This is a genomic window from Marinilactibacillus piezotolerans, from assembly GCF_900169305.1.
In the GTDB taxonomy this organism is placed as follows: Bacteria; Bacillota; Bacilli; order Lactobacillales; family Carnobacteriaceae_A; genus Marinilactibacillus; species Marinilactibacillus piezotolerans_A.
The window spans coordinates 154,536-168,748 of the sequence record NZ_FWDP01000003.1; the positions used below are offsets into that span (position 1 = coordinate 154,536).

General features: G+C 40.5%; 14 protein-coding genes. 5 read left to right on the forward strand and 9 right to left on the reverse strand.

Going from position 1 to position 14,213, the window contains the following annotated elements; translation table 11 throughout:
- Window positions 1-32 precede the first annotated feature (32 nt).
- The 4 genes from B6F02_RS02595 to B6F02_RS02610 form a co-directional block, all read right to left on the reverse strand.
- The gene (locus B6F02_RS02595) at window positions 33-320 is read right to left on the reverse strand and encodes a hypothetical protein (RefSeq protein ID WP_080145850.1); all 288 of its coding nucleotides are present in this window, start codon (window positions 318-320) and stop codon (window positions 33-35) included.
- A 230-nt stretch (window positions 321-550) separates the two neighbouring features.
- The gene (locus B6F02_RS02600) at window positions 551-1,444 is read right to left on the reverse strand and encodes a fructose bisphosphate aldolase (RefSeq protein WP_080145851.1); all 894 of its coding nucleotides are present in this window, start codon (window positions 1,442-1,444) and stop codon (window positions 551-553) included.
- Between the two features lie 112 nt (window positions 1,445-1,556).
- On the reverse strand, window positions 1,557-4,616 hold the full coding sequence (locus B6F02_RS02605; RefSeq protein WP_179128507.1) for an AAA family ATPase: 3,060 nt from the start codon (window positions 4,614-4,616) through the stop codon (window positions 1,557-1,559).
- The gene (locus B6F02_RS02610) at window positions 4,616-5,761 is read right to left on the reverse strand and encodes an exonuclease SbcCD subunit D (protein WP_256864626.1); all 1,146 of its coding nucleotides are present in this window, start codon (window positions 5,759-5,761) and stop codon (window positions 4,616-4,618) included. The genes B6F02_RS02605 and B6F02_RS02610 overlap by 1 nt, the downstream gene beginning before the upstream one ends.
- Before the next feature lie 168 nt (window positions 5,762-5,929).
- Here B6F02_RS02610 and B6F02_RS02615 point away from each other — a divergent pair, with 168 nt between their 5' ends.
- A complete protein-coding gene (locus B6F02_RS02615; RefSeq protein WP_080145853.1) occupies window positions 5,930-6,283 on the forward strand; it encodes a cupin domain-containing protein in 354 nt (117 codons plus the stop codon).
- Window positions 6,284-6,372: 89 nt separating this feature from the next.
- Here the strand turns inward: B6F02_RS02615 and B6F02_RS10990 are convergent, their stop codons facing one another.
- Entirely contained in the window at window positions 6,373-6,543 is a 171-nt protein-coding gene (locus B6F02_RS10990; RefSeq protein ID WP_179128508.1) for a hypothetical protein, read from the reverse strand.
- A gap of 247 nt (window positions 6,544-6,790) precedes the next feature.
- Here B6F02_RS10990 and B6F02_RS02620 point away from each other — a divergent pair, with 247 nt between their 5' ends.
- Both B6F02_RS02620 and truA read left to right on the forward strand, forming a co-directional pair.
- On the forward strand, window positions 6,791-7,477 hold the full coding sequence (locus B6F02_RS02620; RefSeq protein ID WP_080145854.1) for a hypothetical protein: 687 nt from the start codon (window positions 6,791-6,793) through the stop codon (window positions 7,475-7,477).
- 137 nt (window positions 7,478-7,614) lie between these two features.
- Window positions 7,615-8,355 (forward strand): tRNA pseudouridine(38-40) synthase TruA, encoded by a 741-nt coding sequence (gene truA, locus B6F02_RS02625; RefSeq protein WP_080145855.1) that lies wholly within the window; start codon window positions 7,615-7,617, stop codon window positions 8,353-8,355.
- A gap of 67 nt (window positions 8,356-8,422) precedes the next feature.
- Here the strand turns inward: truA and B6F02_RS02630 are convergent, their stop codons facing one another.
- Window positions 8,423-9,538, reverse strand: coding sequence for a lactate oxidase (locus B6F02_RS02630; protein ID WP_080145856.1), 1,116 nt, complete (start codon window positions 9,536-9,538; stop codon window positions 8,423-8,425).
- 359 nt (window positions 9,539-9,897) lie between these two features.
- Here B6F02_RS02630 and B6F02_RS10930 point away from each other — a divergent pair, with 359 nt between their 5' ends.
- Entirely contained in the window at window positions 9,898-10,095 is a 198-nt protein-coding gene (locus B6F02_RS10930) for a hypothetical protein (RefSeq protein ID WP_143745193.1), read from the forward strand.
- 166 nt (window positions 10,096-10,261) lie between these two features.
- On the forward strand, window positions 10,262-10,624 hold the full coding sequence (locus B6F02_RS02635; protein WP_080145857.1) for a hypothetical protein: 363 nt from the start codon (window positions 10,262-10,264) through the stop codon (window positions 10,622-10,624).
- Window positions 10,625-10,782: 158 nt separating this feature from the next.
- On the opposite strand, the gene B6F02_RS02640 is transcribed toward B6F02_RS02635, so the two are convergent.
- The 3 genes from B6F02_RS02640 to B6F02_RS02650 all read right to left on the reverse strand — a co-directional run bounded on the left by B6F02_RS02640 (window position 10,783) and on the right by B6F02_RS02650 (window position 14,048).
- Complete coding sequence (locus B6F02_RS02640; protein ID WP_080145858.1) at window positions 10,783-11,511, reverse strand: amino acid ABC transporter ATP-binding protein; 729 nt, start codon at window positions 11,509-11,511, stop codon at window positions 10,783-10,785.
- Window positions 11,504-12,943, reverse strand: a complete 1,440-nt coding sequence (locus B6F02_RS02645) for an amino acid ABC transporter substrate-binding protein/permease (RefSeq protein WP_080145859.1) — start codon at window positions 12,941-12,943, stop codon at window positions 11,504-11,506. Before B6F02_RS02645 ends, B6F02_RS02640 begins: the two co-directional genes overlap by 8 nt.
- 406 nt (window positions 12,944-13,349) lie before the next feature.
- Window positions 13,350-14,048, reverse strand: a complete 699-nt coding sequence (locus B6F02_RS02650) for a glycerophosphodiester phosphodiesterase (protein WP_080145860.1) — start codon at window positions 14,046-14,048, stop codon at window positions 13,350-13,352.
- Window positions 14,049-14,213 lie beyond the last annotated feature (165 nt).

Sequence of the window (14,213 nt, forward strand, 5' to 3'; positions counted from 1 at the left end):
ATAAATATTCATAAAAAGACATATTTTATTTTTCACACTAACAGGTCTGAATGAACAACCCTTGACCCGAAGCTTATACTCATCAGTAAAATGCCGATCAGTATGATCATTCCTGCCGCTTTTTCTGTGGAAACAGGAGCGAAACTGCTGTGATTGAATAAATAATACACTGAAGTAGCGAGTATATAAACGATAAAGATTTGAGCATAAAAAAGGAACAAATCAAACTGTGCATCGTATACGTTATGGATTAAATCTGCTGTTAGATAGATGGTACAAAAGACCATAATATGCCAGTACTTTAATTCCTTTTCTTGCATCAAGTCAACTCCTTTCTAAATTTGTACCTAATAATAGTCAAAGCCTATCATAAATAGACTCAAAAAAGGGAGCAACGATTCGTTGCCCCCCTTTAAAAATCAATTATTTCCTGTTTTTCGTCTGAAAAGTTTGCACGGAAAAGCATAAACTGCAGAAAAACATACATATCATTTGTGCTGCCTTAATATAAAAGGAGCAGCCATTTAGCTGCTCCTTTCCTCACACTGTTCTATTCAGGTGAAACGGAAGCTTTATAAATAGATTCAATGGCATCCGATAAGTGTTGATTAAATTCTTCATCCGTCTGATCTGCGCTCAAGTCTTCTGACAAGGCGCGAGAGAAGCTAGCAATAACTCCTTTATTTTGAGACAGTTTCTCGTTTGCTTCATCTCGGCTATAACCGCCGGACAAGGCAACGACTCGGACAACATTCGGATGCTCAGTAAGTTCTTCGTACTGATTGGCTTTGGTCGGAATCGTTAATTTCAGCATTACTTTTGTTCCTTCGTTTAATTGATCCAAGTGAGACTGGATTTCATTTTTCAGCAATTCTTCTGATTGTTCTTTGTCTTCGCTGTAAACATCCACTTCTGGTTCAATGATCGGAATCAATCCGGCATCTGCAATCTGCTGTGCTACTTCAAACTGCTGATCGACGACTTTTTTGATACCATCTTTATTGGCAGATTTGATGACAGAACGCATTTTAGTACCAAATACATTACGGTCTACAGCTCTTTTCAGCAAAGCATCCAAGTCTGGCATCGGCTTCATGATCTGTACACCATCCACCTCTTCAGCCAGTCCTTTGTCGACTTTCAAGAACGGCACGACGCCTTTTTCTTCCCATAGATAATCTGACGTATATTTATCATCTATTAAGCGGTCCATCGTATTTTCAAATAAAATAGCCCCTAAAATATGATCTGACGTAAACGCCGGACTTTTGATGATGCGGGTTCTCATCTCGTGAACGATCGTAAACATTTCTGCATCTGAAGAATAAGCATCTTCTTCAATACCATATGCTTTTAAGGCTTTCGGTGTACTTCCGCCGCTCTGATCCAGCGCCGCGATAAATCCTTTTCCTGACTTCATACGTTCGAATTGTTCTTGATTCAATTAAATCCTTCCTCTCATTGTTTTCTTTGTGAAAAGCATCTTTATCTTCTATAGATATTATAACGCTCATTCACCTGAGAATTAAAGGAAAGACGCTTGGCGTATACTTACCTTACTTTTGAATATAAGCTGTACTGCCCGTCGCTGTTTTATCCACAACGATATGTGCAGGAATCCGAGTTTTCAGTTCATCCACATGTGAAATAATTCCGACTAATCTTCCTTTCTGATGCAGATCCAGTAATGTCTGAACCGCCATATCCAGGGAGTCGGAATCCAGCGTCCCAAACCCTTCATCTACAAATAGTGTATCCACACTGACTCCGCCGTTCTGGTTTTGAATGACATCGCTCAGCCCTAATGCTAATGCTAACGATGCTTTGAATGTCTCGCCGCCAGATAAGGTGTGCACACTTCTTTTTTTCCCGGTATAGTGATCAAAAACTTCCATATCCAGTCCTTGTTTCCCAGCACCTTTTCCGCGTTCTATCTGCCGCTGCAGTTCATAGCGATGATTTGTCATCTGGCTGAAGCGCTGATTTGCCGCCAGTAAAATTTCTTCAAAATAAATGCCCAACACATAGCGTTCAAAAGATATGTAGTCGGTCTCTTTTGTTCCATTTGCCAGTCTGGAAAGCTCACCTATCAGCTGGTATCTTTCTTCTACTTCTGCACTTTGACCTTGATAAAGTTGAATCGTTTCTTTTGCTTTCTTGTTCTGAACATAAGCCGTCAGCCATTCGTCTCGCTTAGCTTCCAGTTCCTTCATTTGTTCTTCAGCTGAGTGAAGAGATTCTTGATAGACTTCCAAAGCTTGCAGATCATCAACAGTTGCCAATTGTTCTTCTACTTGTTTCAAGCGGTCCTGATTGATGACTGCTGCCTGCTGATAGCTTTCTACCGCTGCTTTATAAGCCGACTGGACCGACTGCTCAAGTACATACGCTGAAAATGCTTCGCCTAACTGACTGTCTTCTCGCACTTGCTCAAACATCTCTTGTTTTTGTGACAGTTGTGCCTCAGTTTCAGTGATTTGTTTTTTCGTTGTTTCGATCGCTGCCGCAGCAGCAGACTGTTCATTACTTAACTGATTGACACTCTGTTGAGCTGTTTCATAGTCTTTTTCGATCGTTTGGATCCTTTGTTCTTTTGTTTTTAACGCTGACTGGATTACCGGTTCAGCATCATATTGCACTTTTTCAGTCATTTCTTCTTTTTCTTCAAATAATTCTTTTATCCGAGAAACTGCAAAACCATGCTCAGATTGAGCTTTTTGGATAGCCGCTTTTGTCTGGTATTCATTCTGACGAACGGTTTCCAGTTGAGCTTTCAGTTCTGCCTCTTCAGCAATTTGTTTCTTTGCTTTATCAGCTTCTTTTTTCTGCTTCTTCAGCTCGGCTTGAATTGCTTTTTCTTCTTCCAGACTGTTTGCATAGGCAGACTCTGCCTCTTGCGGCTCGATATTTAATGATTTGCAGTGCGACTCTATATCTTCAGAGCAGTGTTTCAAAGCTGCTTCGATTTGGGTATAGTGCGTCTGTCTTGTTTTTTCTTTATGTTCCAGCTCTTCCAATGTTTCTTTCGTCACAGTTGGTTTCTGCGCCACTGCAACAGCAGGGTGATGCGTCGATCCGCATACAGGACACGGTTCATCTGCTTCTAATTCGGCTGCTAGCTGGCTGGCCAAATCAGTATAGTAAGCTTGCTTGGCTTGAACCAATTCCAAGTAAGCAGATTTTTGAGCCGCTTTCGCTTCCTCGCAGTCTTCTCTCATGGTGCTCTCTTCTTTTTGAAGGGCACAGATACTTTCCAGCTGTTCTTTTCTTCGTTCACCTTTATGCAGATCCTCTGTAAGTTGGGTCATAGAATTCTGCAATTCTTGCATTGTCTGGCGCAGTTCTGCAATCAATTCTAGTGTTGCTTCTATTTTTTGCATTTCTTCAGTAGAGGTTTCCAGTTCTTTTTCGAGCTCAGCCAGTTGCTGATCTGTTTCTTTGGTTTTCTGATGCTGCGTTTGGATCAGCTCTTCCTTTTCTTTGATCAGACCCATTAATTTCAACTGTTCTTTTAGTTCAACGATTTCATCTCGGAGCGTCTGCAGCTGCTCCATCGCTTTTTTCGCAGCCGCTAGATTCTCTGCCGCCTCTTTCGACTTTTCAGATAAGTCGGATTCTTTCGTCTTTAATCTAGTCAGTTCATTTTGCTGCTTTTGCAGTTGTGCGGCGGCTTCTTTAACCGATTGTTCAGCAGTCGCTACCTTTTCTGCCTTTATGTGATCCTGTAAAGCTGCTTCTTTTCGGACGATCTCTTCTTTTTGTTCATCCAGTATTTCTTTTTCGCCGCTATACTGCTCTTTTTGCTCTATCCATCCAATCAATTGTTCCTGGAGTTTAACATCTTTTTGCAGCAGCAGAATCGTCTCTTTCGTCTCTGCTAATGAATGTTCTTCAAGATTGATCGTTTCGTTTAGTATCGTCAGGATACGTTCGACATCAAATTGTTCAATGGCTTTTTCGAGCACTTCATTCTCTTTTACAGCGATATTGGCAAAAGCTTGCTGCAGAGCCTGTTCGTAGCTTTTACGCTGATTGGCCAGCGTTCTTTCCTGCTCTTTCAGTTTCTCCTGAAACCTTTCGATCTGATCTGTCTGGAAAATATTCCGGAAGATTTTTTCTTTTTCTCCGCTGTCTGACTCCAGCATTTTCTTGAATGCCCCTTGCGGCAGCATAACAATCTGTCTGAACTGATCGTACGTCAGCCCAATCAGCTGCTGTATCTCTTTATTCGCTTCAGAGACTTTTGTAGTGACTTCATGATCATGATGAAAAGCAATGTTAGATTGGATCTGTTTAGTTTTTGAACGTGTACCCGGGCCAATCTGCGTTGGTTCCCGGTGGATCAAATAACGGTTCTCTCCTAATTCGAATTCCAGTTCCACATAACAAAGATCTGTATCCTTTGAGAATTGCGATTTGAACGTATCTCTCTGGCGCGCATCACCGCTTGCCTGATCAAACAGTGCATAGGCGATCGCATCAAAAATGGTCGTCTTTCCTGCTCCTGTTGGTCCGCTTACTAAAAAGAGTGAAGACTGGGCAAGCTGGGTAAAATCAATCTCTACTTTCCCTTTATAGGGTCCAAATGCATTCATTGTCAGCCTTAACGGGCGCATTACCATTCTCCTCTCTGAATGTCATTCATCACTTGTTCGATTTCTGTTTTCTGGTTTTCGTCCATCGTTTCACCTTTATAGGTTTCATAAAAGTCGGCAAATAATTCGACCATCGTTTTCTTCTGCATGGATTCCTGCGTCTGCTGTGCTTTTTCTGCTGCAACCGTTTCGCGGCTGATGTACTCCAGTCCCATCGCATAAGGATAGCGCCTTCTAAGCTGATTCATGGCATCCATGACATAGTTTTTATCTTCCAGCTCAAAGAAGGTATAATGCATAGACTCGTGTTGCATCAGTTCCTCAAACGTTCCACGCAGCACTTGCATGTCTCTCAGCGGTTCGATTTCGACAGGTTCCAGCTCAAGTTTGTCTTTTTCGATCTCTACAATCCAGCTTTTCTTTTTGTGCGGCACTTCAGATTTAGAGTATTTTAAAGGAGAGCCGCTGTATCTGATTTTATCCCATTTGACTTTCTGTGCCTTGTGCAAATGGCCTAAGGCAACATAGTCAAACGGTTCAAATAGACTGGCATCTACAAATTCAGCGGTTCCGATACTCAGTGGTCTTTCTGAATCACTATCTTCTACGGATTCTTTGGTCTGATTCACGATATACCCGTGTGCAATCAGAATATTCACTTCTTCCGGATTCAGGTTCTCTTTCATTAATTCAACCTGTGCTCTGGTCGCATCTTCTAAATCTTTGATTTCTTCTTGTCCAAGCAATTGTCTGGTTGTGATATGATCCGAAAACGGCAGCAGATAAAAGTTCATACCTTCAATGGTGACTTTTCTGGTCTCCGTTTTGACGGTTCCTTCAATGAACAAGTTGCTCGTTTCCAGTAATTCCGCCGCATATTCCAAACGCTCATTACTGTCATGGTTTCCGGCAATCGCCAGCACGGGAATTCCGACTTCCTTGATCAAACGCGTCAGAATGCTGTTTGCTAGTGTCACCGCTTCTTTAGGCGGAATCGCCCGGTCGTATAAGTCCCCTGCCATGATCAGCACATCAACTTCTTGCTCTTTTACTCTATCTACTAACTGATTCAGATAATATTCCTGATCCTCCAGCATGGAAAATTCATTGACGATTTTCCCAATATGCCAGTCTGCTGTATGTAAAATCCTCATTTTTTCTCTCACCCGTCCCTACTCTATTGTTGCTTTTATTCTAACAAAATCTTTCAGGTATAGAAACATATATTTGGTTTAGTGATTCACGGTGAAACTCTTCCCATTCCCCTATCTCCTTTTCCTGTATACTGTAAATATAGATTTTTAAAGTTGAACTTTACTAAAGGAGTCGATCTTATGGAGAAAATCAATTTTGATGAACAGTTTGCTTCTCTTTCAGAATACTGGCAGCCTCAAATCATAGCAGAAGTAAATGATACCCATGTGAAAGCCGTTAAATTGAAAGATGAATTTATCTGGCACAAACATGAAGAAGATGAGATGTTTCTCGTGATAAAAGGAACACTGACCATAAAGTTTCGAGACAGAGACATCATTTTAGAACCAGGAGAAAGTCTGACCATTCCTAAAGGTGTGGAACACAAGCCAGTCGCCGATTCAGAAGTTCATGTTTTACTGATTGAACCTAAAGGAACCGTGAATACCGGAGACGCAGAAAGTGAATGGACGTATCATCCAGAAAGTCACTAGAATAAATGTAATTCTAAAACCATAAAAAGCGATCACCCTATAAAATGGTCATCGCTTTTACTTTATGTATACTGGTTACGCAAAAAATATCAGTTGATCCATAACACGATCGTTCCAGCTATGCCAATAATAATGATGAATCCCCCAACTGCTTTATAGGTTCTCTTCCATTTTTCTTCAACATTCTTATGCAGCATTAAAAAGAGTCCAAGTCCTACCATTATTATTCCTGAAAGCAAACTCACTAGTTGTAAAAACAATTTTATCCTCTCCTTTTTAAGGTTAAATAAACTTGAAAAATACAAATATCTGCACTTAGGTAACCAGCTCGCGCAAAACTTGATGGTCTTTAGTTGAATAGCGTGCTTTAACTATAACATTTAATCGAAAATAAACCAGCTGCTTATCCCCTATTCAGTAATGTGCTGAAACCGTTTTTGCAACTGCCTCTGTAAAAATCTTTCGATCTGTATTATAGTGAATATATAAGTAAAGGAGTGCAAGTTTATGTCAAAATACAAGTTATTTTATATCTCACTAAGCGTTATTCTGCTTGCTGTTAGCGGTTGTTCCAGTGATCAGAGCAGCCCGGAAGAAGCTGACCAAGCAAATACAGAAAACGCTTCGCCCGCTGCATCCACCATAACGGATGAAGAAGAAACGGATGAATCGGAGCAGCCAGAAAACACTTCTGTACATAGTGAAACAGACTCTTCGGGTAGCACCTCTTCTGAAACCAGCGTAAACGAAGAAGAATCTACAGAAAAGGATAGTGAAGATACAACAGCTTCTGATCCGCTTTCAGCATACTCCAGCGAGCAGATTGAATATGCCCGCATCTGGCTGCAGCTCGGACCGAATCAGGACATCGATACATTAAACGTAGAGAAGATACCGAGCGGAACGGCTTTAAACCCCAATGATGAGCACAGTGCAACTTATCCTCATGATGTTGTTCAGCTGTCCGGTACTCGCTTAGTAGATGGAAGTATTACGTATAAAAGCAACGGCAATGGAACCATCACCGTATATGATGTACCCCTGCGCTGGGAAGAGAACGTCCCAGAGCTCGAAGTGAAAGACGGCGTCAGCGTCTACACACAGGACCTGATTGATTCGGCGCACGATGTCAGCGTGGATGTCGGAGATCCAGAAGCAATTGAAGCTTTGATCAACATTGAAGACATCCATTAGTTCAGATAAGGAGCCGCAACTCAGGCAAGTATCTTTCATCACTTGTTTGAGTTATTGTCTATATCAGGTATACTCATAATGATTCCATAAGCATATCAGAAGAGTCCATTTAGGATCAGATGAATAAGAGGGGTAAAATGAGAAATATTAAAATGACGATCGAGTATGACGGCTATAGGTACTTGGGCTGGCAGAGACTCGGTGACACGGATAAGACAATACAGGGTAAAATAGAACAGCTTCTGACAGAAATGACAGGAATGCCCACCGAGATTATCGGTTCTGGTCGAACGGATGCGGGAACCCATGCCAATGGACAGGTCGCAAATTTTAAAACTGCTTCCGCCATGGAGCTTAAAGAGATGCACGATCGACTGATTCGGTATCTTCCAAATGATATCATTGTCAAAAAGCTGGAAGAAGTGCCTGAGCGGTTTCATTCTCGGTATCATGCAGTGGGAAAGACCTATCATTATTATGTATGGAACCATGCCATACCATCAGCTTTCGAGCGCAACTACAGCTACCAGTATCCTGAACCACTGGATCTCGACAAGATGAATGAAGCCTGCCGCAAGCTGATCGGCAAACATGATTTTCTTGGTTTTTCAGCACTTAAAAAGTCAAAAAAATCGACCGTCCGTACGATCGAGGATATTGCGATCCATCAAGAAGGAAATCTGCTGCGTTTCACTTTCACAGGAAATGGTTTCCTTTATAAAATGGTTCGAATTATGATGGGAACGATTCTGGAGATCGGCGCTGGATCAGCCGAACTGGAAGTAATCGATACGATTTTTGAGAGCAAAGTCAGAAGCAATGCCGGAATGACGGTTCCTTCGCAGGGCCTTTTCCTGGATGAAGTTTACTATGGTTAAGTAAATAAAATAACCAGACACTGACGCTTTAAAAAAGCATCCGCTGTCTGGTTATTTTTATTGCCTACTATCTGCTGTTTTTAAACAGTTTTGTATGTTTAATGTCTTCAATTGTCTGTGTGCCTGCCAATTGCATGACTCGCGTTAAATCTGTCTCAAAGTATTCAAGTACAGATTTGACCCCTTTCCAGCCGCCTAAAGCTAGGCCGTAAAGCATCGGACGACCGAGTGCAACAATATCCGCCCCGCACGCAATTGCTTTGAAGACATGCTCTCCGCGGCGGATTCCGCTGTCAAATACAATCGGCACGCGGCCTGCAACAGCGATCGCAATATCTTCGAGTACTTCAAATGAGCCAGGCGCTCCATCTAACTGACGACCGCCATGGTTGGAAACCCAGATTCCAGCAGCTCCGGCACCGATGGCCAGCAGCGCATCTTCCGGTGTTTGGATCCCTTTGACAATGATCGGCAGCTCAGAATAGCTGGACAGAAACTCAACATCTTTCGGGCTGATTTTCTGTTTGGATTGTGCATAGATGTTATTCAGCGACATACGTTCACCTGATCCAGTCAAATAACGCGAAACGATCGGCATTCCAAAAGGATAGACAAACTGGTTGCGGATATCTGTTTCTCTATTACCGCTTAATGTTGCATCAGCTGTCAGAATAATGGCAGTAGCACCATCTTTTTTAGCTTCGTCGACAATCGCTTTGTTCAGTTCATCGTCTTTACTCATATACAGCTGGAACCAGCGCGGAGATCCATTTAATCCTTTTTCAATTTCTTCAAAAGTCGCACCGGAATAGGCACTGATCGACATGATCGTTCCAAATTCAGCAACTCCTCTAGCTGTTCCTGCTTCTTTTGTTTCATGAGCTAATCCATGGGCAGCAATCGGTGCCATGATAAACGGAACTTTCAACTTATGATTTAAGATGGATGTACTCAAATCCGGATATTCAACATCCGCCAGTACTCTCGGCAAAATCCCTTTGTCATTGAAAGAGCTGATGTTGCGCTGTTTTGTATACTCATCTCCAGATGCTCCGGAAATGTAACCAAAGCCGCCTTTCGGAATAATCTTACTTGCTTTTTCTTCCAGTTCGTACGTATTGATCACATCAATCTCTTTAACTTCTTTTGGTGCATCATATTGTTTCATTTCTTGATTTGACATAAACTCAATCCTTTCCTTTACGTAGTAGACAGTTATCTCCATCTTTGAAAATGTTCAGTTGATTTCTCACTCCATTATAATAGACAATCAAGCGATCACACAATATAAACTGCCCTACACTACATTTTTCTTTTAACCGGCTTAAAGTGTATCTATTTGTTATTTTTGTTTGGATTTATTTTTTATGTTCTGTATCACTAGTGTTGCAGTAAAATTATACCTTCTTCCATAACGTAAAAAAGTCCTTTATACTGGGAATGGATGACTTATCCAAGACACACACAAAGGACCACAACACGGATAAGTATAAAACAAAACGAACCATAAATAAATGGTTTTCACCAATAAATTTAAAAACAATGAGCCCAACTGCTCAAAAATCGATACGGTCATTTAATGAGTACAGAAAAAAACTGACATTCGAACAAGTCATGAAACTCTTTCTCTATGCCATCAATGGAGAAAAAGACAGCTTACGCCATATGCACCAAGAGCTCAGAGACTTTCGACCACTAAAAGAAGCGATGGAACTAGATACGATTCACTATTCGCATTAAACAAGTAATTAAAACTTCCGCCTATCTTCTGCCGGCATCTTTTATCATAGGTTTCAGTTCATCTATTTACTGGACATTTTCAAAAAGTTTTCTTACAGCTGTTTACGGCTGGAATAACAGTGTTTTATTCTGGATCGTAATGTGTATCGCGGGTATCGGAGGTAGCTTGGCGGGCGTTTTGATCCAATCGAAGGGTATATCTTTTGTTTATAGAATTTTTTTGAATTTACTTATTTTAGCTATAGGACTGATGGTCATTTCACAGACCCTGATTCTCTACCTTCCCGCTACTCTATTTGGTACAGCTTATATTGCAATGACAGGTATCCTTCTAGTATGGGGAACAAAATGCTTCCCTGAATCTCCAGATTTAGGTGTCAATTTATCTTTTCTCTTATTAGGTCTAGGTCAGACCTTTGGTTCTTCATTAGCAGGTTTGGTCATCGAAACATTTTCGTACTCTTATGGATTTCTTTTTTTTGCTTTCATAGGTATTTTTGCCCTAATTATTCCTATTAAAATCCGATAATCAATTAGAATAATCCTTAATTTCCGCTTAAAAATAATCCTGACACTTTTTCTCAACCAGGCACTTCAATTATCCAGGGAACCAGACGTTTCATATTGATTCTTTAAGAAAAAAAGCACTTCAGAAAGAGGAGATATCCTTTTCTGAAGTGCTTTCCCTTATAATACTTTATCTAAAAAGTCACGGGTACGCTCATGTTTCGGGGTGCTGAAAATTTCTTCAGGTGTGCCTGTCTCAACAATATACCCGCCGTCCATAAAAATGACGCGATCCGCCATTTCTCTGGCGAAGCCCATTTCGTGCGTAACGACTACCATCGTCATACCTTCCTGTGCCAGACGCTTCATAACAGCCAGTACTTCGCCGACCATCTCCGGGTCCAGTGCACTGGTCGGTTCATCGAACAGCATGATATCCGGATCCATCGCTAGCGCTCTAGCTATCGCCACACGCTGTTTCTGACCTCCAGATAATGAGCTCGGATAGACCTCCGCTTTATCTTCCATCCCAACACTTTTCAAAAGTTTCAGAGACAGCTCTTTTCCTTCACTGTTAGACAGTTTTTTCAGCTGTTTCGGCGCAAGCGTAATATTATCCGTTACAGACAGATGCGGAAAAAGATTGAACTGCTGAAAAACCATTCCGATATTTTCACGGACATTGTTGATATTTTGAGAAGGATCTGTCAAGTCATGACCATCCACGATGACTTTGCCGCCATTGACTTCTTCCAGCAAGTTCATACAACGCAGGAATGTACTTTTTCCTGAACCAGACGGGCCGATGATCACAACGATCTCGCCTTCTTTGACTTCTAGATCCAAACCTTTTAATACTTCTAAGTCCCCAAAGCTTTTCTTCAGTTGTTCTGTTTTAAGTTTAGCCATTCTTTACTAGTCTCCTTTCAATCAGATTCGATAGTTTAGTTAATAAAGTGATGATGATCAAGTAAATCAACCCTACAATGATCCACATCGAACTTGACTGATAAGAACGCGCAATAATGATACGCCCTGTCTGAGTCAATTCCACTATACCGATAACAGAAAGAATAGAAGTATCTTTCAAAGTAATGACAAATTGATTGATCAATGAAGGAATCATAATCTTGATAGCCTGCGGTATTACGACTTTTCGCATTGAAACGCCGTACGGCAACCCTAAACTGCGGGCAGCTTCTAGTTGGCCTTTTTCTACAGCAGCAATTCCCCCTCGGACTTGTTCAGCAACGTAAGCTGTTGTATTTAAACTAAGGGTGATTACTCCAGCCATGAATGCTGTAATCTGTATTCCTAATAATTGAGGAACAGTAAAATACATAAAGAAAGCTAAAACGATCAATGGTATACCGCGTAAAATCGTTACATAAATATCTGCAATGATATTTAATGCTTTGCTTGGCGTTGCACTGAATAAACCGATAATTGTTCCTGCAAGCAATGCAATAGCAAATGAAACAAGGGTTAAAATCAACGTGCGCACTAATCCAGTCATCAATCTGCCGAAGTTCCGTTCAAGCAACCCGAAAAATCCATTGTTGGCTGCTGCTTCCGGACTTTCACCTAAATATCTTTCTACTATTTCATCATATGTGCCGTCTTCCATGATATTGACTAAACCGGCATTGAACATTTCAAGCAGCTCAGGATTCTGTTCTTTGTTTACGGCAAATCCATAAGAACTACCTGATTCAGGTTCAGTAGATAAACGCAAGGCCAGTCCTTGTTGGATAGCATACGCCATAACAGGATAATCCTCAATAGCAGCATCCGAGTGCCCGGCTAAAACATCCTCATACATTGTAGCAGAGTCTTCAAACTGATTGATTTCAATAGGATAATCCTGATTGATTTCCTCAGCTAATTCTGCTCCTACCGTTCCCACTTTAACAGCTACTGTCTTTCCTTCTAGATCAGCGTAGGATTGAATTTCTTCATTATCCTCTTGCACAGCGACTACTGGACCGGCATCAAAATACGGTTCGGAGAAATCAAAAGCTTCCTCACGTTCGGGCGTAATACTCATCCCGGCAATCATTCCATCGACCTGGTTAGTTTCCAGCGCCTGCAGTCCTGCACTGAAGTTCATCGGTCTAAGTTCATATTCGAATCCTTGATCTTCAGCGATCGCTTCTAATATATCAATATCAATTCCTACGTATTCATCTTCTTCATTTTGAAATTCAAACGGAGCGTAGGTCACATCCGTTGCAATGATATAGCTTTCGCCTTCAGCACTTACTGGCATGGGGAATAACAGCGCCGCGACAAAAGCAACCACTGCAAATAATCCAATTGAACCTTTACTCTTCCTGATCATGTTTATTTCACTCGTCCCATCTGTATTTAATCTATTTACATTAAATTGTATTATAAATCAATTATTCAATTTAAACAATATGCTTACAATTTGTTATGTTCTTTATTTAATCGTTGAGACTGAATTTTATTAATGATTATTCTATACTAATATGGAATATCTGGTATATACCTATATATAATTAAGTGATCAAGGCATTTGCTTTTTTGTATGATATGGTTTTCATTTATTCAAATCAAATATTAATGTGTATAAAAATTCTATATAGTGTATATTTTTAGCTGCTTTTATCTTTTAATAAAAAAACTGTCTTCCGAAAAAGACAGTTTTTTCATTAGAAAGTGTATGAAATTTTTTATCAAATTTTTTTGAGCTGCCGACAATTTCTTGACTAACTTCTTTTGATTTATTCTGCCATTTTAGTTGAGATGCCGCTCTGTCCTTCAATGGTTTTCTCTCTTTGATGAAGATAAGCTAGCGCTCGGCAAGTAGTCACATTATACACATTCTGCGCTTTTAACTCCTCGATTCTGTCAAATTGATCAACCGTCCAGACAGATAAGCGCAATTGATTTTCATGGCAGTATTCGATCCATTCTTTTGAACATAGGCTTTCGTTGATATTCAATGTATGAATATTATACTTTCGACAGAAATAATGGACCACATCAAAATGGGCTTTTTTTAATTGCTTCACTCCACGGATATTCGGCAGACAGTTTTCGATATTGTAGAAGATTTTATCCCGATCCCATACAGAAACATGTTCAGGATCAACTTTACCTGAAAAGACAACCCGGTCATATAATTCCCACTTATCCGCTAACCATTTTACTTCGGCTTCAAGCTTTTCTTCTTTTAAGTCACAGTTCACCATAACAGCAGATTTTTTTCGGAAAGTCGTACGGAATAACGTATCTAAACTGAGTAACAGCTCAGCTTCTTCATCTGAATGAATAGCGTCGTGCTTCAAGTACAGCTTTCCATTTGACGCTTTGCGCACATCAATTTCTATCGCTGGAACAGGATATTCCATCATTTTTTCTACAAATGTCAAGCTGTTATCAGGTGTTCCATCACTTCCGGAATGAGCAGTGAGAATCATTAAGGTTGCCTCCTTCTACTAGTCTATTATCCAATTATAAAAAAAGACTGTAAATTTTTTGCTAGCTATCGTGTTAATAAAATTTTGGGAATTTATCAATTTTGTAAAAATTATCTCTTTACTTGTTCTAGCGCCTTTTGCATTATCAATAACTAAATCTTAAGT